This window comes from Arthrobacter sp. 2YAF22_2 (assembly GCF_052114645.1).
GTDB lineage: Bacteria > Actinomycetota > Actinomycetes > Actinomycetales > Micrococcaceae > Arthrobacter.
In genome coordinates this window covers 1-18,381 of the sequence record NZ_JBFRFD010000012.1, presented here as the reverse complement: position 1 = coordinate 18,381, position 18,381 = coordinate 1, and the positions used below count along the sequence as shown (strand labels likewise).

General features: G+C 66.9%; 15 protein-coding genes. 3 read left to right on the top strand and 12 right to left on the bottom strand.

The window, feature by feature from the left end; translation table 11 throughout:
* Positions 1 to 382 precede the first annotated feature (382 nt).
* The gene (locus tag AB4Y86_RS01345) at positions 383 to 1,039 is read right to left on the bottom strand and encodes a DUF6318 family protein (protein WP_441399634.1); all 657 of its coding nucleotides are present in this window, start codon (positions 1,037 to 1,039) and stop codon (positions 383 to 385) included.
* A gap of 227 nt (positions 1,040 to 1,266) precedes the next feature.
* On the opposite strand from AB4Y86_RS01345, the gene AB4Y86_RS01340 reads away from it, so the two are divergent.
* From AB4Y86_RS01340 to AB4Y86_RS01330, 3 genes are all read left to right on the top strand, one after another.
* The gene (locus AB4Y86_RS01340; RefSeq protein ID WP_441399633.1) at positions 1,267 to 1,701 is read left to right on the top strand and encodes a pyridoxamine 5'-phosphate oxidase family protein; all 435 of its coding nucleotides are present in this window, start codon (positions 1,267 to 1,269) and stop codon (positions 1,699 to 1,701) included.
* A gap of 39 nt (positions 1,702 to 1,740) precedes the next feature.
* Positions 1,741 to 2,169: a very short patch repair endonuclease gene (locus tag AB4Y86_RS01335; RefSeq protein WP_441399632.1), complete on the top strand. Its 429-nt coding sequence runs from the start codon at positions 1,741 to 1,743 to the stop codon at positions 2,167 to 2,169.
* Positions 2,170 to 2,452: 283 nt separating this feature from the next.
* Entirely contained in the window at positions 2,453 to 2,710 is a 258-nt protein-coding gene (locus AB4Y86_RS01330) for a hypothetical protein (protein ID WP_441399631.1), read from the top strand.
* Positions 2,711 to 2,756: 46 nt separating this feature from the next.
* On the opposite strand, the gene AB4Y86_RS01325 is transcribed toward AB4Y86_RS01330, so the two are convergent.
* The 11 genes from AB4Y86_RS01325 to AB4Y86_RS01275 form a co-directional block, all read right to left on the bottom strand.
* A complete protein-coding gene (locus AB4Y86_RS01325) occupies positions 2,757 to 3,995 on the bottom strand; it encodes a 5-methylcytosine restriction system specificity protein McrC (RefSeq protein WP_441399630.1) in 1,239 nt (412 codons plus the stop codon).
* On the bottom strand, positions 3,982 to 6,213 hold the full coding sequence (locus AB4Y86_RS01320; protein WP_441399629.1) for an McrB family protein: 2,232 nt from the start codon (positions 6,211 to 6,213) through the stop codon (positions 3,982 to 3,984). The genes AB4Y86_RS01325 and AB4Y86_RS01320 overlap by 14 nt, the downstream gene beginning before the upstream one ends.
* 105 nt (positions 6,214 to 6,318) lie before the next feature.
* The gene (locus AB4Y86_RS01315) at positions 6,319 to 6,573 is read right to left on the bottom strand and encodes a hypothetical protein (RefSeq protein WP_441399628.1); all 255 of its coding nucleotides are present in this window, start codon (positions 6,571 to 6,573) and stop codon (positions 6,319 to 6,321) included.
* A gap of 101 nt (positions 6,574 to 6,674) precedes the next feature.
* Positions 6,675 to 7,106, bottom strand: a complete 432-nt coding sequence (locus AB4Y86_RS01310) for an acyl-CoA thioesterase (RefSeq protein ID WP_441399627.1) — start codon at positions 7,104 to 7,106, stop codon at positions 6,675 to 6,677.
* A gap of 50 nt (positions 7,107 to 7,156) precedes the next feature.
* Complete coding sequence (locus AB4Y86_RS01305; RefSeq protein ID WP_441399635.1) at positions 7,157 to 9,100, bottom strand: ABC transporter ATP-binding protein; 1,944 nt, start codon at positions 9,098 to 9,100, stop codon at positions 7,157 to 7,159.
* Between the two features lie 140 nt (positions 9,101 to 9,240).
* Positions 9,241 to 10,974, bottom strand: coding sequence for an ABC transporter ATP-binding protein (locus AB4Y86_RS01300; protein WP_441399626.1), 1,734 nt, complete (start codon positions 10,972 to 10,974; stop codon positions 9,241 to 9,243).
* Positions 10,975 to 11,181: 207 nt separating this feature from the next.
* A complete protein-coding gene (locus AB4Y86_RS01295; RefSeq protein WP_441399625.1) occupies positions 11,182 to 13,314 on the bottom strand; it encodes an MFS transporter in 2,133 nt (710 codons plus the stop codon).
* 4 nt (positions 13,315 to 13,318) lie between these two features.
* Positions 13,319 to 13,801: a MarR family winged helix-turn-helix transcriptional regulator gene (locus AB4Y86_RS01290; RefSeq protein WP_441399624.1), complete on the bottom strand. Its 483-nt coding sequence runs from the start codon at positions 13,799 to 13,801 to the stop codon at positions 13,319 to 13,321.
* A 190-nt stretch (positions 13,802 to 13,991) separates the two neighbouring features.
* The gene (locus AB4Y86_RS01285; RefSeq protein ID WP_441399623.1) at positions 13,992 to 15,656 is read right to left on the bottom strand and encodes a thiamine pyrophosphate-binding protein; all 1,665 of its coding nucleotides are present in this window, start codon (positions 15,654 to 15,656) and stop codon (positions 13,992 to 13,994) included.
* Positions 15,653 to 16,741, bottom strand: a complete 1,089-nt coding sequence (gene speB / locus AB4Y86_RS01280) for an agmatinase (protein ID WP_441399622.1) — start codon at positions 16,739 to 16,741, stop codon at positions 15,653 to 15,655. Before speB ends, AB4Y86_RS01285 begins: the two co-directional genes overlap by 4 nt.
* A 150-nt stretch (positions 16,742 to 16,891) precedes the next feature.
* Positions 16,892 to 18,304 carry an ammonium transporter gene (locus tag AB4Y86_RS01275; protein WP_441399621.1) on the bottom strand — a complete coding sequence of 471 codons (1,413 nt, stop codon included), beginning with the start codon at positions 18,302 to 18,304 and terminating at the stop codon, positions 16,892 to 16,894.
* Positions 18,305 to 18,381: the final 77 nt, after the last annotated feature.

Here is an 18,381-nt window from a genome sequence, read left to right as displayed (position 1 = left end):
GCGCCAGGCGCGCGTCCAGATCGACCACGCGTGGCCAGTCCGCTGCCGTCAGCAGGATCCCGTCTTTGCCGTCGGGGCCGTTTTTGCAGTCCACCAGGGCAGCTAGGCACTTGGTATCGAAGTCGCCCCCTCCGAGATGACATTGGAGTTCGTACTTGTACTGGAAGGGGTCGGCTGAAACAGAACCTGGTTCTTGGTGTACGAATGTTCTCGTGGCTTCGTCCCAACTCCATCCGGCAAGTTGGGCACCATCGGGCCGCCAGTCTCCAAAGATATCTGAATCCGCTTGCCCGGGGGTGGCACCTGGGAACAAAAGGCACATGAACGCAACAAGAGTTAGGACCCCCGCCCATGCTTTGCTTACAGACTGGGCGCGCACGTTTCAACCTACGATTCTGCCAATGTTGACGAGTCTCCATGCGCCGTCGGCGAAGGAGACGAACAGCAGGTTTCCAGTGTCATCTGGGGCTGGGTCACTGCGAGCGACGCTCCCGTCCTTTCTGATATACGTCAGCGCTCTCTGTCGGGCTTGAACGGCAACTTGATATGTCGCGTCCGAGCCCTTCACGAATTCTGTGCTTACCGAGGGAGTGGTGAGGGTCCCGCCCACCAGCCACTTCCCGTCTTCGTTCCACGCGCCAATGACGTTCTTGGCCTTCGCACACGGTTCGCAGTCGCTGGACGTGACGGAATTCAGTGGCTCCACGTCTCCTGTTTCATATCCGTAGCTGAGAAGGCTAAACCAGTGCTTGGCGAATGCGATTGCGCCCTCCTTGGTCTCCGCTTTGGCGGCCTCCGGAAGTACCGGGATCGGGACGTTTTGCGCCCTCCCAGTGGCGTCGGCCGGCTTGTAACTGGCGGTCGGCGTCGAGGTGGGAGTCGTGGTGGCGGAAGCTGACGAGCGAGGGGACTCCGGACTCGGTCCCGTAGTTGCGGGCGCCTGGCTACCGGTGCAGGCCGTTGCCGCAAAAAGCAAGGCGGCCAGCAGTGCGGCTGCGGCGGTTTGCCGGCGGCTGGCGGTTGGAGTGCGGAGTGTCATGTTCAGCTAATCCCCCGATAGGAAATCAAGACGCCTGAATCCAAACAATGCCTAAGGGTAACTGAGATCACATTCCGACGGTAAGAGTTATCCACAGCCACTTGGTTCCGGCCGCCGCCTCAGCATGCGATCAGCCAACCCCGCAGTGACCGGAGCGAACCCGCCCAAAAAGCATTCACCTTCCCTGGCCTCTGGCGTTTTTCTACGCCGAATAGAACAATGAGCCCATGATGTTCGAACACGCAGACGGCAGCCCGATCCTGTACCTGACCGACGACCAAAGCTGGAAGCTCATCGAAGGAACAAAACACGGCCGCCTTGTCGTCACGGTGGCCGGCGAACCGGACATTTTTCCGGTCAACTACGCGGTCAGTAACCGCAAGCTCTATATCCGCACGGCGCCCGGCAACAAGCTGGCGGAGCTGACCATCAATTCGAAGGTGCTGTTTGAAACGGACGGCATCCTCTCCGACGAAGCCTGGTCGGTGGTGCTCCACGGCACGGCACGCGCACTGGAACAGTCGGCGGAGATCGCCGCCGCCGAGTCACTGGGGCTCAAACCGTGGGTGCCGACGTTGAAGGACTTCTACGTCGAAATCGACCCGACGTCGCTCACCGGTCGTCACTTCCAGTTCGGCGAACACCCCGAGCGGGAGATCTAGGACAAACCGCAGTCACGGTCCGCTGCCTAGACTTAAACCATGGCGGACAGTCTGACCCCGGAGCGGCGCAGCTGGAACATGTCCCGCATCCGGGGCAAAAACACCAAGCCGGAACTGCTGATCCGCCGGATGCTGCACGCCAAGGGCTACCGATACCGGCTGCATGGCACCACCCGCGGCGGCAGGCTGCCCGGAAATCCCGACCTGGTGTTCGCCGGTCGCCACAAAGTCATCTTCGTCAACGGCTGCTTCTGGCACTTCCACGACTGCCGGGTCGGCCAGCATGCGCCCAAATCCAACTCCGAGTTCTGGGAGACCAAGCGGACCCGCACCCGGAACCGCGACGCCGAACAGCGCCGCCTGCTCGAAAGCTCGGGCTGGGACGTGCTCACCGTCTGGGAATGCGAGCTCAAAGACCTCTCCGCCCTGGAAGACCAGCTCGAGGCATTCCTCAACCGCCCGGGCTGACCGCGCGAACCGCGCGATGGCGATGCGGCCCCCACCGCGGCTCCCCGGCGGCACGCCCCGCCGCCGCCGACGCCGCGACGCGAAAATAATTCGTACGCGAGATCCGGAAAATCGCGCAGGGGCGCCGGTAATCTCAGCAGCACCGAGTTTTGGTTGACGAAGCCCTTCAGGTCTTCCGCCTGAGGCGAGACAGACTGGCCTGCCTAGGCTACGATCGAGATTCGGGGACTAGGACTCTATTGGCCAGTACGCTGGGTACTAATTACTCCGCAGGAGAAGCACAATGCCGCACTTGATGTTGTCCGCCGAGAACCATACCCGGCACGCCGCTTGGAGCCCCGCGCCCGTCGAGGATCTGGAGCCGCTGCGGCAGCAGGTTTCCGCCATCATCGACGCAATCCTCCTGGACACCAAGCCCGACGAGGCCGGCGTCCGGGAACAGCTCCGCTGGCACGTAGCGAACCATCCCGGACGGCCTGAGAAGGCGCTCCTGGACCACCTGCTGTCCGTCTCCACAACCCTGCAGGACGATTCGGCCTAGACCGGCGGGACACGACCGGCAGGACGCAGTCAGCGGCGGAAATACGTCAGCGGCTGATCGTCGCCTGACGCACAACCTCGCCCCACGATTGCTGCGCCAGGTCCGCCACGGACGCCAGAATTTTCGACGGCGGCAGGGACAGGTCCAGCGGGAATTCCACTACGTCAATGTCCGTGTTGAGGATCCGCCGCAGTTTGATCTCGCCCGGGCCCGCATAGACCAACCACGCTGTGGGCACCCGGAGCGAGGTGCAGTACGCCAGCATCCGGTAGTGGTCGACGGAGAGCGAGGCCCCGATGTCGGACGCGGCGATGTACTTGGCGTCGTACACCATCACCGGCCGGCCACCCAGTAGATGCACCGCGCCCGGCTGCACCATGATCCGGTCCGAGTCCCGCACCGCCTCGTTCAGCATCGAGTTGTACCGCAGCCGCATCTCCCCCGGGTACGCGGCCATCGCCTCCCGGAGCGCGGTCCCGACAAAGTCCTCAAACACCTTGGACATGTCCACCACAAACGACGCCGAATGCTGCTTGCCGTCCCCGGCCTCGGCCGAGGCGTTGCGCAGGATGACCTCCGCGAGCCGCAGGGCCGCGTGGTAGCGGGTGTTCATCCGGCTGGCCCGCCATGGCGGCAGCGGGGCGCCGGACTGCAGGGGCGTCACGGCGTCGAGCTTTCCCTTCAACCGCCGCAGGCGGCTGAGCACGTCCGCGCGCACCCCCGGCACCTGCGCCATGCGTTCGAGGGCCGCCCGCAGGATGCGGTTTTCCGGGATGTCCTCGGTGAACTCGTCGTAGGAAACTTCGAGCGGCACCAGCATGCCGGGACGGCGCGAGATCTGGTCCGAAATCCGGATCCGGCCCTTGACTGTGCGCAGTGACTCGTCGACATTCAGGTACCCCTGCAGAACTCCGCGGCTGAGGGCGCGGTCCGCGAGCTGTGCCAGCGACTCGGCCAGGGCGCTCCAGAGGTCGGTGTCCTCGACGGCGGCGACGTCGTCGTCCCGGAAGCCCTGGTTCTCCGTGTAGCCGAGCAGGAACAACAGCCGGCTCAGGCCCAGCCGCTCCTTGGGCCGCACTTCCAGCTGCACCGAGGGAGTGCGCACCGAACCGACCTTGCCGACGGGTTCGATCCGGAACAAGCCCAGCCCCAGCGGCGCGGCCTTGGCCAGTCCGCTGCCGTTGATGTAGGCGGCGCTGCCGGGGTCGATCCGTTCCACCACGCCCCCGGACAGTTCGTCCAGGACGATGTGGCGGAACGAACCGGCAACGCTAGACGCGCGCAAGGCGGCCCAGCAGTTGCTCCAGCCCGAACCGCTCCTCCAACTGCGCCCGGTTGAGCTGGCCGTGGTAGTGCTCCTCGAGCAGCGGCATCAGCTCGTACTTCCAGATCCGGCGCAGCCCGGTGGGGGTCTGGGCGGCCTTCTTCATGAAGTAGGACGGACCGATCATCAGGTCGCGGTCCCACTCGTCGATCGCGTTGTTCAGCTCATCGAGCAGCAGCGCCGGCGTCGTGTCCAGGCCGCGGGCCTGCAGGAAGCGCAGCAGTGTGCCCTTCACCGGCTCCGTCTTGGGGTGCAGCTCGATGAAGGAGAACCGGCGGCGGATGGCGGCGTCCATCATCGCGATGGAACGGTCCGCGGTGTTCATCGTGCCGATGATGTACAGGTTGTCCGGCAGCGAGAACGGCTCCGTGGGGCTGTACTGCAGGTAGATCCGGTCGTCGCGGTACTCCAGCAGGAAGTACAGCTCGCCGAAGACCTTCGCCAGGTTCGCCCGGTTCATCTCATCGATGATCAGGAAGTACGGTTTGCTTTCATTGCCGGGTTTCGCGGCCTCCTCGGCGAGCCGGCGCAACGGCCCGGCGACCAGTTTGAAGGACACCTGGCCTTCGTCGGTCTTGTCCGGCCGGTAGCCCTCGAAAAAGTCCTCGTAGGCGTAGGAGGGGTGGAACTGGACGAGTTTGACCCGCTCGTCGCTCGGGTCACCCGCCAGTTCGGCGGCCAGATGCTTGGCCAGGTAGGTCTTGCCGGTGCCGGGCGGGCCGTAGAGCACCAGCTGCCGGTTGTCCGCCAGCAGTTCGGCGATCTCCTGCAGCGGTTCCAGGTCCATGTGCAGGGACGCGGCAAACTCCTCCGTCAGCGGACGGAAGCCCTCCGGGACGGCTTCGACGACGGCGTCCGGCTCGGAGCCGCCGCCCTGCTCCTCTTCCGCTTCGGCCGGCAGCAGCGTGTCGAGCGCCTGGATCACCCTGGTGACGTCCACGATGATGCCGGAGCTGGCCAGCTGCCGCTGCACGTGCCTGGGCAGGTCCGCCACGGCGTGGGCCTCGTCGAACCAGCGGACCTTGCGGCGCAGCCTGCGGTTGTCCTGCTGGTGTTCGGGTTCGCCCAGCACCACGCCCACTCGGACGGCACCGGAGCTTTGGTACAGCGTGAGGTCGCCCGGCTTCATCACCGTCAGGAAAGCGAAAACGGCCGACTTGGTGTCTTCGCGCTCCACGTAGCTGAGGTGTTTGTAGTCTTCGTCCACGGCGTGCTGGACCACGCCGGCGGTCACGCCGGTATCGAGCAGGCGGAGATGTTCGACGTCGAGCGTCACCGCTTCCTCGTCCTGCCAGGCGGCGAGCACTTCGGCGTTGTCGTGGTGGCTGCGCAGCAGCCAGGCGCGGCGGCCGGGATCGCCCACCTTACGCCACTGGCTGACCAGCTGGCGGGAGTACCAGTCGATCCGCTGCCCGGCCTGCTCGTCAAGGTGCAGCCGGATGCGATGGATGTCCGCGGACACCTCCTCGTCCGATTCCCCATGGGCGCCACCGACCAGGGAGGCGAAGGCATCCCGGATCTCCTGGCGTTCGACGTCGGCCACGATGGGTTCAAAATAGCTGGGCCAGACCAGGAACTCGATGCTGCGCCGGATCGCCGGCTGGTCATCGGGGGTGCCCGCGATGAGGGCGTGGAAGGCCAGCGGGTCTCTGACCGCGGCCTGGACGACGCCGGCGGGGCGCTGCGCGACATGCTGCACAAAACGGCACAGCCACTTCAGGTGGTCCCAAATGGTCCAGTTGAATTCTGCGGTGCGGTCCCGGATGACGCCGTGGTCCGTCATGCCGGCATACAGTTCATCGGGCAGCTCCAGCGGCGGCTCCAGCCAGGAGGCCGCCTCAGCCACCCGGGCGCGCTTGACCTTCAGCGATTTAACCTCGTGCGCCAGCGGCAGCGACTGCAGGAACAACAGTTCGACGGCCAGCTGTTTGGCCCCGCGGGTGGCACCCTCGAGGTTCTCGCGGAGGTTCGTCATCATCGGCGCCTTGGGGTCCGGGACGCCGCGCTCGAGTCGCTCCAGCAGCTCCGCGGCCGCCGGAACCGACCAGGTACGGGTGCGGCCATCGAGCGCCGACGCCTTGCCCAGCAGGCCCGGGCCGAGCACGAACCACGCCGCGTCTTCGATCTCCTTGGAGATGCCGAGGGCACGGTGCATGGCAGGCTTCTTGGCTGGGGTCATACCTCCAATTTACAGGCTAAAGCTGAACACCCGCATTCGGGCTCGACCAAGTGCTACCGGACAGTAGCTTTCCACCGCGCTTCCGGCGGAGCACCGCGGGCCGGGTTATTTGGCGGCCGCGGGGCGCTTGACGCCGAAGGTGAAATAGCTGCCCGGACCGACGAAGTTGATCAGCGTGGCAGCCCGCCACAACGCCTTGCTGCCGCGGATCTCCTCCGCCGGGCGACGTGAAATATCGCGCTGGGCGGCGATCAACAATGAAATTTGAACCACGGCAGCCGTGAGGGTGCCGAACTTCGCCATCGGCGAGAGTTCCTTCCAGGTCTTCTTCCGCGCTTTCATCTTGCTTCGCTTCGCCATGGTCGTGCTCCTAGCTTCCAGTGTTCAGGCCTCCCGGTGCTGGCTCCCCGCGGGGCCCGGGCCAGTTCAGTCTAGGACCGAACCGGCGGCTGAGGTAGGGACTAGTGCGTCTGGCGGGGCGCCGTGAAGGGCGCCAGCTTTGCCTTCTGTTCCGGGGTCAGCCGCAGCACCCGCCCGGTCGCCTCGTCCACGAACGCCAAGTGGCTGCTCGCCCGGACGCAGTCCTCGCCGGTGACGGGATCCTGGACGAGGTAGTGGATATCGAAGCTGGCGCCCTTGACGGCGCCGATCCACAGCTGCACTACGGCGGGAACGTTGCGGTACTCCAGCGTCCGGACGTAGCGAATCTTGTGCTCCACGACGAGCGCCAGGGTGCCGGCCGGGACCTCGTTGAACAGCGCCACCTCGGGCTCGATCCCGGGCAGGCCGGCGCCGCGCGGCGGCCCGAAGGCGGCAATCCGGGCCTCCTCCAGGACCCGGACGAGTTGGACGTTGTTGATGTGGCCGTACGCGTCCATGTCCCCCCAGCGCATCGGCACCCGCACCTCGAGGCGCCGGGACTCGGGAACGTGGCCGGCGGCGCTCAGCTGTGCACCGCCGTCGCCTCATCGGCCGGGTCTTCCGAAAAGGCCGTTTCGGCGTCCTCACCGGCGAACTGGGACATATACAGGCGATAGTAGGCGCCCTGGAGTCCCAGCAGTTCGCCGTGACGGCCTTGTTCGACGATCCGGCCGGCCTCCATCACGAGGATGGTGTCCGCGTCCCGGATGGTGGAGAGCCGGTGGGCGATCACGAAGCTGGTCCGCTCGGTGCGGAGCGCGGCCATGGCCTTTTGGACCAGGGCCTCGGTCCGGGTGTCCACCGAGCTGGTGGCCTCGTCGAGAATCAGCAGCGAGGGGTCCGCCACGAAAGCGCGGGCGATGGTGATCAGCTGCTTCTCGCCGGCGCTGACATTGTTGCCTTCCTCGTCGATGACCGTGTTGTAGCCATCGGGCAGTGCCCGCACGAAGCGGTCCACGAACGTGGCTTTCGCCGCCGCCATGATCTGCTCCTCGGTGGCGTCCAGCTTGCYGTAACGGATGTTCTCGTAAATCGTGCCGCCGAACAGCCAGGCGTCCTGCAGGACCATGCCCACCTTGGACCGCAGTTCCGCGCGGCTGAGCCTGGTGACGTCGACGCCGTCGAGGGTGATGCTGCCGGAATTGAGCTCATAGAAGCGCATCACGAGGTTCACCAGCGTGGTCTTGCCGGCGCCGGTCGGCCCGACGATGGCTACGGTGTGCCCGGGCTCGGCGGTGAAGGACAGGTCCTCGATCAGCGGCTTGTCCGGGGAGTAGCTGAAGGTGACGTGCCGGAAGTCGACGTGTCCGTCGGTCTTGGCCGGGAGGTGCTCGGCGGCGGTCTCGGCGTCCTGTTCGTCGGCGTCGAGGAATTCGAAGACCCGCTCGGCGGAGGCCACGCCGGACTGCAGCATGTTGGCCATGCCGGCCATCTGGCCCAGCGGCTGGGTGAACTCACGCGAGTACTGGATGAACGCCGTCGCGTCGCCCAGGCTCATGCCGCCCGAGGCCACCCGCAGGCCGCCGACGACGGCGATCCCGACGTAGCTGAGATAGGAGACGAACTGCATGACCGGCATGATCATGCCGGAGACGAACTGGGCGCCGAAACTGGCCTTGTAGAGCTCCTCGTTCCGCTCGTCGAAGCGTGCCAGCATGTCGGCGTCGCGGCCGAACACGCGGACCAGGTCGTGGCCGGAGAACGATTCCTCGATCTGGCCGTTGAGCGCACCGGTGTTCTTCCACTGCGCGGCGAAGAGCTTCTGGCTGCGCGCGCCGATGATGCCTGCGGCCACGCCGGAGAGCGGCAGCGCGATGAGGGCGATCAGCGCCAGCTGCCAGGACACGATGAACATCATGATCACGATGCCGAGCACGGTCAGGGCGGAGTTCACCAGCTGCGCGAAGGCCTGTTGGAGCGCCTGCTGGATGTTGTCGACGTCGTTGGTGACGCGGGAGAGGATATCGCCGCGCTGGCGGGTGTCGAAGTAGCCCAGCGGGAGCTTGTTGAGCTTCTTCTCGGTGTCGTCGCGCAGCCTGCGGACCACCCGCATGACGAGTACGTTCAGGACGTAGCCCTGCAACCACAGGAAGATGTTGGCGACGAAGTACATCACCAGCACCACGCTGATCAGGAAGGCAAGCTTCTGGAAGTCGATGCCCGTGCCGGGGACGACGTCCATCCGGGCCAGCATGTCGGCGAAGTTGTCATTGCCCTGCGAGCGCAGTCCGGCGATGAACTGATCTTTGGTGGCACCGGCAGGCAGCTGCTTGCCGATCACTCCCCCGAAGATCACGTCCATGGCCTGGCCCAGGATGCGTGGCGCGATCACGTTGAGGACGACGGCGACCGTCACCAGCGCGAGCACGGCGGCGATGCCGGCGCGTTCGGGTTTCAGCAGGCCCATGAGCCGCTTGGCCGAGGGCCAGAAATGCTGGGCTTTCTTCGCCGGCGCGGCGCCGAACATGCCGCCGTCGGCCTCGCCCGGGGTGAATTCCTCCTCGTGGAAGTCCTCCTCGGGAGCTTCTACGGGCGCCGAGGCGGGAACCGCAGGCGTCTGGTCCGTTGCCGGGCCCGCGGTTTCGTGGCTGAGCTTTTCGTTGGTGCTCACGCAATTGCCTCCGCGGTCAGCTGGGATTCGACGATTTCCTGGTAGGTACTGGAGCTCGCCAGGAGCTCGTCGTGGGTGCCACGGTCCACGATCCGGCCGTTGTCCAGGACCAGGATCTGGTCCGCGTCCGCGATGGTGGAGACGCGCTGGCCCACGATGATCACCGTGGCGTCGGCGGTTTTGGCCTTGAGCGCCTTCCTGAGCCTGGCGTCGGTGGCGACGTCGAGGGCCGAGAAGGAGTCGTCGAACAGGAAGACCTTGGGCTCGGTGACGAGCGCCCGGGCGATGCAGAGCCGCTGGCGCTGGCCGCCGGAGACGTTGGTGCCGCCCTGCGCGATCCGGGCGCCGAGTCCGTCCTTCTTCTCGGTCACAAAGTCGGCGGCCTGGGCCACGGTGAGGGCGTCCCAGAGTTGCTCGTCGGTGGCTTCGGGTTTGCCGAAGCGCAGGTTGTGCTCGATCGTGCCGGAGAACAGGTACGGCCGTTGCGGCACCATCGCGACGCGCCCGGTGATCTCGGCGCGGTCCAGCTCGGTGACCGGGACACCGTCGAGCAGCACCTCACCCGAGGCGGCGTCAAAGAGCCGCGGCAGCAGGGCCAGCAGCGTGGTCTTGCCGGATCCGGTGGAGCCGATGATCGCCACGGTCTGGCCCGGCTCGGCGGTGAAGCTGATGTCGCTGAGCACCGGCGCCTCGGCGCCAGGGTAGGCGAAGGAGACGTTCCGGAACTCCACCCGGCCGGTTTTGGCGGCGGGGACGACTGGGGTGAGCGGTTCGTGGATGGAGGGTTCGACGTCGAGCACCTCGCCGATCCGGTCCGCGCAGACCGAGGCGCGCGGGATCATCATCGCCATGAAGGTGCCCATCATGACCGCCATCAGGATCTGCAGCAGGTACTGCAGGAAGGCCGTGAGCGAACCCACCTGCATTTCTCCGGCGTCCACGCGCTGGCCGCCGAACCACAGGACGGCGGCGGTGGACACGTGCAGGATCATGCCGATCGCCGGGAACATCAGCACGAACAAGGAGCCGATCTTCAGCGAGACGTCGGTGAGTTCCTTGTTCGCCGCGCCGAAGCGCTGCGCCTCGTGCGGCTCGCGGACGAAGGCACGGACCACGCGGATGCCGATGATCTGCTCGCGCAGGATGCCGTTGAGACGGTCGATCTTGGCCTGCATGGAGCGGAAGAGCGGCATCAGTCGGACCACGATGTAGCCGACCACGACCACCAGGAGCGGGACGGCGACCCAAACCAGCCAGGACAGGTTGAGGTCCTCGCGGAGGGCCATGACGATGCCGCCGATGCACATGATGGGCGTTGCCACCATGAAGTTCAGCCCCATCAGCATGAGCATCTGRACCTGCTGGACATCGTTGGTGCCGCGGGTGATCAGCGTCGGGGCGCCGAAGACGTTGACGTCCCGGGCGGAGAAGCTGCTGACCTTACGGAACACGCCCCGGCGCAGGTCCCGGCCGATGGCCATCGCGGCCTTGGAACCGAAGTAGACGCCCGCGATCGCGGTGACCACCTGGACCAGGGCGACGCCGAGCATGAGCCCGCCGGTGCGCCAGATGTAGTCCGTGTCGCCACGGGAGACGCCCTCGTCGATGATCTGGGCGTTGAGGCTGGGCAGGTAGAGGGCCGCGATGGTGGAGGCCAACTGGAAGACGATGACGGCCGCGATATACGGCAGATACGGCTTGGAGTAGCGCCGTATRAGGGTGACAAGCATGCCCACGGGTCCTTAGCAGGGGTTCATGAAACGCAGAAGGAAATATCGCACTAGGCGAATAAAGAAGTAGTAGCAGCTGGGGCCGACAGCCTTAGCCGTCCTACTCTACGAAATCCTTGGCCGGCTGGAAAGCGGCCCCGCAGCTCCCTGGTGGGGAGCCGCGGGGCCGCTTCGGAGTTTGTTTTCGCGCTTTGGCTCGCGGACGGCCTACGCGTCGCGGTGCCGGCCGTGGGTGGCGATGTACTCGGCGGCGGCGCGCTGCAGCTTGCGTTCCTTCGCCAGCTGGCGGCGGAGGATGGTCAGCTGGTCRCTGACCCGCGACTGCTCGGCGGCAATCGCGCGCTGTTCGGCGGCCTGCTCGTGGACGGCGCGGAGCGCGTCGGCCAACTGGACCTGTTGCTCGGCGAGCAGCCGCTGCGTTTCCAGCAGCAGCGGCACGACGTCGGTGTGGTCGGCCCGCGCCTCGGCTACCAGCGTCCGGGCCCGGAGGCGGGCGCCTTCACGCTCGGCCCTGGCCTCGCCGCCGTTTTGGGTGTTCTCCCGGTCATCCCGGCTCCCCCGGTCCAGCCGGGCGGCTTCCGGGAAATGGGACCCGTTGGCCCGCTGCCGGGTGAGGACCTCGAGGAATTCGCGGTCCAGGTCGACGATGCCGGTGGCGGGAGCGCCGGAACCCGGGGCGTGGCCGGAGGCGGCGACGGCGTGGGCGGCTGCCCCGGCGTCGACGTCGGCTCCGGACCCGGTGACGGCCGCGGACGCGGACGTCTCCGGCTGGAGGTCAACCGTGCGCCGCAGCGGCTTTTCCTTGATGAACAGCACCGCAACCAGGGCCACGATGCCGACGATCGCCGAAATCATGAAGATTTCCGCCGTCGCGTCGCCATAGGCTGCGCGCATGATGTCGCGGATCTGCGGAGGCAGGTCCTTGAGGTCCATGCTGCCGCCGCCCGAGCCGCCCGTAACGGGAATGCCTGCCTTGGCCAGGCCCTGGGTGGCAAGTTCCTTGACCCGGTTGCCCAGGACGGCGCCCAGCACCGAAACGCCGATGGCGCCGCCGACGGAGCGGAAGAACGCCACTGAGGCGCTGGCGGTGCCGATGTCCGTGGCGCGGACGGTGTTCTGCACGGCCAACACAAGGTTCTGCATCAGCAGGCCCAGGCCCAGGCCCAGCACGGCGGTGTAGAGACCGGTCAGCCACAGTTCGGTGGTGTGGTCGATGGTCCCGGCGAGGCCGAGACCGCCGATCAACAGGATGGAGCCGGCAATCAGGTAGCGCTTCCACTTGCCCGTGCGGCTGATCAGCTGGCCGGACAGCACCGAGCCGATCAGGTTGCCGGCGATCATGGGCAGCGTCAGCAGGCCCGCTTCGGTGGGCGTTGCGCCGCGGGCCACCTGGAAGTACTGGCCGAGGAAGGCGGAGGAACCGAACATGGCGACACCCACGGCCACCGAGGCCAGGATGGAGAGCGCGGTGGTGCGCTCCGAGATGATCTTGAGCGGGATGATGGGCTGGGACACGCGGGATTCGACGACCACCAGCAGGGCCAGCAGGACGATACCGCCGCCGACCATCGCGACCGTCTGCCAGGACCACCAGTCGTAGTAGTCCGGGTTGCCGGCGAAGGAAACCCAGATCAGCAGCAGGCTGACGCCGGACGTCAGGAGCACGGAACCCAGCCAGTCGATCTTGGCCGGACGCTTGATGTGCGGCAGCTTCAGGGTGACCTGGAGGAGGATGAGGGCGACGATTGCCAGCGGCACGCAGACGAAGAAGGTCCAGCGCCAGCCAAGCGGGCTGTCGACGATGAACCCGCCGAGGAGCGGGCCGCCGGCGGTGCCGACGGCCATCACGGCGCCCAAGTAGCCGGAGTACTTGCCGCGGTCACGCGGCGGGATCATCGAGCCCATGATCGCCTGGGCCAGTGCCGTAAGGCCGCCCATCGCGATGCCCTGGATGACTCGGGCCGTGAGCAGGAACGGGATGGTCTGCGAGAAACCGGCCATCACGGAGCCCGCGACGAAGATCACGATGCTCAACTGCACGAGGAACTTCTTGTCGAACAGGTCCGCGAGCTTGCCCCAGATCGGGGTGGTGGCGGCGTTGGCCAGCAGCGCGGCCGTGATCACCCAGGCGAAGTCAGTCTGGGTGCCCTTGAGCTCCGACATGATGGTCGGCAGTGCGTTGGCCACGATGGTGCTGCTGATGATGGCCGTGAAGAATGCGGCCAGCAGACCGGTCAGCGCTTCCATGATCTGGCGGTGGCTCATGGCCACCTGTGGTGCCGGGTGCGAGTGTGGGGTGGGCGCCGGGGACGGCCCGGCGGCGGCAGCGTGGCTGGCCATAGAATTACTCCTCAACAAAGTTGGACGTATTGGTGGATCCGGCCGTCTTTGCCCGGGCTGAACTCCGTAGGGATTCAGCTAGTTTTTTCAGGGTCTGCGCGGTCTCCTCGACGTCGTCCTCGCTCCAGTCGAGCAGGGCACCCTGCAGGGTGGCGGCGCGCTGCGCCTCGATGGAGCGGAGCTTGTCCGCCCCGGACGGGGAGAGCGCGATCAGCTGGGCCCGGCCGTCGACCGGATCCGGCCGGCGCACCACATAGCCCTGTCCCGCCAGCTCCGCGAGGTGCCGGCTCAGCACGGGTGCGCTGACGCCGAGCCGTTCCGCAAGCTGCGTGGCCCGGGTTTCGCCCTCCCCCACAAACCGCAGCACGCCCTGCAGCGCCACGCCAGTGTCGTCGCGGAGGTTTGCCGCCGCAACGCACCGGACGGCACGCTGGAGATCGAAGATTTGGTTGACCAGCTGAGCTGCAGCGGTCGATGCGACTGTCATGTTCTGACGCCCCTTTATTGTTTGCCCTAAGCAACAATACAGGAAATTGATTACTTTGGGAAACTAAGCACGTTCCTCGGGGCACGAACACGTCAGGTCCCGCATCCGGGCGGATGCGGGACCTGGAGTGCCGGTTCGCGCCGCCGGCGCGTGCACTTGTTCGGGACGGACGCTTGATTCGGTTGGGGGCTTAGACGTCGAGGTGCGTCGGGGCGAACATCTTCAGCAGCGTTTCGACGACGACGACGTTCGGGCCGTCCGCGGCGAAGGCCGATTTCAGCGCCTCCCCCACGCCCTCGGGGGGCACCCGGACGGCAGGGACGCCGAAGGCCTCCGCCAGCTTCACGAAGTCGGGGCGGGCAAGCTCGGTGGCCGTGGCCTGGCCGAACGCGCCCACCATGTACTCGCGCAGGATGCCGTACCCGCCGTCGTCGACGATCAGCCAGGTGACCGGGACGTTGTGCTGCTTCGCGGTGGCGAGCTCCGAGATCGAGTACATGGCCGAGCCGTCGCCGGACACGGCCAGTACCCGCGCCGAACCGCCCTGCCGTCCGGTGGTCTCCAATCCCACGGCGCCGCCGATCGCGGCCGGGAATCCGAAGCCCAGGCCGCCCGCGCCCTGGGCGGAATGGAACTGGCCCTCGCGGGCGTCCCAGCAGCTCCAGGCCCAGTACGCGGAGATCGTCATGTCCCAGAACGTCTGCATCTGGGCGGGGACGGCCTCGCGGATGTCGGCCATAAACGCCAGTTCCTTGCCGAGGTCCTGGGATTCCAGCCGGGCCCTGACCTTGGCCAGGGTGTCCTTGACCAGGGCCTCCGGCGAGCGTCCGTGCCAGTCCGCTCGTTCGCCGTGCGGTTCCGTCAGGGCTTCGTCGAGGGCGGCGAGCGCCTGGCCGGCGTCGGCCCGGATGCCCAGCCCCGGACGGTTGGACTCGAGCACGCGCGGTTCGGCGTCGATCTGGATGATCCGGCCGCGGGGTTCGAAGGTGAAGTAGTTGGACGTGACTTCGCCCAGCGAAGAGCCGATGACGATCAGCACGTCGGCGTCCTCAAGGAGCTCGGTGGTGTGCTGGTCTTCGATCCAGGACTGGAGCGACAATTCATGGTTCCAGGGGAACGCGCCGTTGCCGCCGGGGGTGCAGATGACCGGCGCGCGCAGCTTTTCCGCAATGGACAGCAGCGATTTCTCCGCGCGGCCGCGGCGGGTGCCGCCGCCGGCGATGATGGCGGGGCGCTTCGCCTCCGAGAGCCACTTCACGGCTTCGCGGACCAGTTCCACCCGGGGCGGGTTGTCCGCGGCTTCGGCGAGCGCGTCCTCCACCGGCGGCACCATGATGGGATCCAGCAGGACGTTTTGCGGTATTTCCAGCCACACCGGACCCTGCGGCGAGGAGATCGCCTCGGTCCAGGCGTCCTGGATCGCGGACGGGATCCCGGAGGCGTGCTGGATCAGCCGCTGGCTCTTGGTCACGTTGGCGGCCGAGGCCTTCTGGTCGTCGAGCTGGTGCAGCATGCCCTTGCGGCGGGCGCCGAGTCCTTCCAGCGGGATCTGGCTGGCCACAACCACCATGGGGACCCCGGTGGCATAGGCCTCCTGCAGCCCGGCCAGGGAGGTCAGCGCGCCGGGMCCGGTGGACAGGAAGAGSACGCCSACTTCGCCGGTGGCACGCGAGTACCCGTCCGCGGCGAAGGCCGAGTTGTTCTCCACMCGSGAGGAGACGAAGTGCAGCTTGCCGCGGCCCATCGCGTCGAAGAGGCCCAGGGCGTGCTGGCCCGGGATGCCGAAGACGGTTTTGGCGCCGAGCGCCTCGAGGGTCTCGACGACGAGGTCGCCGCCGTTGCGCACGCCGGTCACTGGGAGACCCCGCTCTCGACGGGCCGGGCCGCCGGAGCGGCGAAGCCGGCCGGCCGGCGGGCTTCCCGGCCGAGGGCCTGCGCCTCGTAGCCGCTGGGCGCTCCCGCCCGGTCGCCATCGACGGCGCGGTCCGCCATCAGGGTGACGAGTTCGTAGGCGACGTGGCTGGCGGCAACGCCGGTGATGTCGGCGTGGTCGTAGGCGGGGGCGACCTCGACGACGTCGGCCCCCACCAGGTTCATGCCGCGGAGGCCGCGGATGATTTCGAGCAGTTCGCGGCTGGTTATACCGCCGGCCTCCGGGGTTCCGGTGCCCGGCGCATGGGCGGGGTCCAGCACGTCGATGTCGACCGAGATGTAGAGCGGGCGGTTGCCGATCCGGTCGCGGACCTTGGCGACGGTTTCCAGCACGCCCTGGTAGTAGACGTCGGCGGAGGTGACGATGCCGAAGCCGAAGCGGTGGTCGTCGTCGAGGTCTTTCTTGCCGTAAAGCGGGCCGCGGGTGCCGATGTGGCTGATTGCCTCGGTGTCCAGGATGCCTTCCTCGACCGCACGGCGGAACGGGGTGCCGTGGGTGTATTCGGCACCGAAGTAGGTGTCCCAGGTGTCCAGGTGCGCGTCGAAGTGAAGCATCGCGACGGGCTGGCCGGCGCGTTCGGCCGCGGCGCGCAGCAGGGGCAGCGCAATGGTGTGGTCCCCGCCCAGGGTCAGCAGCTTGCTGCCGGCCGCTGTCAGGTCCAGCGCGTTCTGCTGGATGGTTTCGATGGCCTCGTGGATGTTGAACGGGTTGACGGCCATGTCTCCGGCATCGGCGACCTGGATGTTCTCGAAGGGGCTGACGTCCCAGGCCGGGTTATAGGGGCGCAGCAGCCGGCTGGCTTCCCGGACGTGGTTGGAGCCGAAGCGTGCGCCGGGCCGGTAGGAGACGCCCGAGTCGAAGGGCACCCCGACGACCGTGACGTCCGCCTGGGCCACCTGGTCCACCCGCGGCAGCCGGGCAAAGGTGGCGGCGCCGGCGTAGCGCGGGATACGGGAGGAATCGATGGGGCCGAGGTTGCCGTTGGCTTCGATGCGCAGCTCTTCCACGAGAGGCGTCTCCTTCGGGGGTCGTCAGGCGGGTGTGACTGCCATCATACACTCGAAGTTTTGCAATGCGCATCAAATGTTTACCGGTCCAGCGGGATTCTGCGTGGCTGCGCCGCGGCGGGCGCCGCAGGTGGGCGCCCGCCGCGAGCCTCATCTCGAGGCCCGGCCTGCTACCGGTTCGCTGGCGCCCGGGCTTTCCATCCGGGCGCCGTCGGCTTCCGCCGAAGCAAACGCGGCGTGCGGTTCCCCCGGATTGAAGCTGCCGCCGACCATCAGGAGCTCGTACGCGGTCTCCGCATGTTCGGTCACGTCGATGCCGGAGTGCTCGTCCGCCTCGGACACCCGCATGCCTATGGTCTTGTGGATCGCGAAGCCGATCAGGGTGGTCATCACGGCGCTCCAGACGGTGACGATGAGCGCGGTGAGCAGCTGCGGCCAGAACTGGGACAGGCCGCCGCCGTGGAACAGTCCGCCCTCCGTCTTGGCGGACGGGAGTGCAAAGAATCCCAGCGACAGCGTCCCCCACAGTCCGCCAACAAAGTGCACGGCGACGACGTCGAGGGAGTCATCCAAGCCGATCTTGAACTTCAGCCCGACGGCCAGCGCACAGACCACGCCCGCAATGACGCCGATCGCGATGGCGCCGACGGGGTCGACGAAGCCGCACGCAGGGGTGACGGCGACCAGCCCCGCCACGGCACCCGAGGCAGCGCCCAGGGAAGTGGCGTGCCCGTCTCGGAGCCGTTCCACGAGCAGCCAGCCGAGCAGCGCAGCACTGGTTGCCAGCAGCGTGTTGGTCCAGGCCAGGCCCGCTGTGGCGTCCGCCGCGAGCTCGGAGCCGGCGTTGAACCCGAACCAGCCGAACCACAGCAGCCCGGCGCCGAGCATCACGAACGGCAGGTTGTGCGGGCGGATGTTCGGATCCTTCATGAAGCCAAGCCGCTTGCCCAGGATCACGGCGAGCATCAGGCCGGCCATGCCGGCGTTCATATGTACGACGGTTCCGCCGGCGAAGTCGAGGGCGGAGATTTTGCTCCCGATGATCCCGGTCGGGCCGAAGAGTCCGCCGCCCCAGACCCAGTGGGCGATCGGCGCGTAGACCAGCGTGACCCACAAGGCTGCAAACAGCAGCCAAGGGCCGAACCGGACGCGCTCGGCGACGGCGCCGCTGATCAGCGCCACGGTGATGATGGCAAAGGTCGCCTGGAAGCCGATGAACACCATGTCCGGCAGCCCGGCGGCCTTGCTGCCGATACTGCTGGTCAGTCCGCTCAGGCCGAAGTTGGCGAACGGGTCGCCGATGAAGCCGTTGAGCGAGTCGGGGCCGAACGCCATGCCGTAGCCCCAGAGGGCCCAGACCACGGCAACGACCCCCATGGCGCCGAAGCTCATCATCATGATGTTCAGGACCGATTTCATCCGCACCAGTCCGCCGTAGAAGAAGGCGAGACCGGGGGTCATCAAAAGGACGAGGGCGGATGCTGCCAGCATCCACGCCGTCGCGCCAGGATCGAGCACCTGGGGATCTACATCCATCGATACTGCAAGCACAGAGAAGTTCATTGCCGGAGCCTTCCTCGAATGCCGGCGCTCCAAAGGCGCCGGAACGGCGAGACCATTTGGACGGCGTATGCCTGCAG

What these genes read in the sequence shown, in the direction of transcription:
- AB4Y86_RS01345 (WP_441399634.1), bottom strand. Translation starts at nt 1,039, where the DNA reads ATGACACTCCGCACTCCAACCGCCAGCCGCCGGCAAACCGCCGCAGCC.
- AB4Y86_RS01340 (WP_441399633.1), top strand. Translation starts at nt 1,267, where the DNA reads ATGATGTTCGAACACGCAGACGGCAGCCCGATCCTGTACCTGACCGAC.
- AB4Y86_RS01335 (WP_441399632.1), top strand. Translation starts at nt 1,741, where the DNA reads ATGGCGGACAGTCTGACCCCGGAGCGGCGCAGCTGGAACATGTCCCGC.
- AB4Y86_RS01330 (WP_441399631.1), top strand. Translation starts at nt 2,453, where the DNA reads ATGCCGCACTTGATGTTGTCCGCCGAGAACCATACCCGGCACGCCGCT.
- AB4Y86_RS01320 (WP_441399629.1), bottom strand. Translation starts at nt 6,213, where the DNA reads ATGACCCCAGCCAAGAAGCCTGCCATGCACCGTGCCCTCGGCATCTCC.
- AB4Y86_RS01315 (WP_441399628.1), bottom strand. Translation starts at nt 6,573, where the DNA reads ATGGCGAAGCGAAGCAAGATGAAAGCGCGGAAGAAGACCTGGAAGGAA.
- AB4Y86_RS01310 (WP_441399627.1), bottom strand. Translation starts at nt 7,106, where the DNA reads ATGCGCTGGGGGGACATGGACGCGTACGGCCACATCAACAACGTCCAA.
- AB4Y86_RS01290 (WP_441399624.1), bottom strand. Translation starts at nt 13,801, where the DNA reads ATGACAGTCGCATCGACCGCTGCAGCTCAGCTGGTCAACCAAATCTTC.
- AB4Y86_RS01275 (WP_441399621.1), bottom strand. Translation starts at nt 18,304, where the DNA reads ATGAACTTCTCTGTGCTTGCAGTATCGATGGATGTAGATCCCCAGGTG.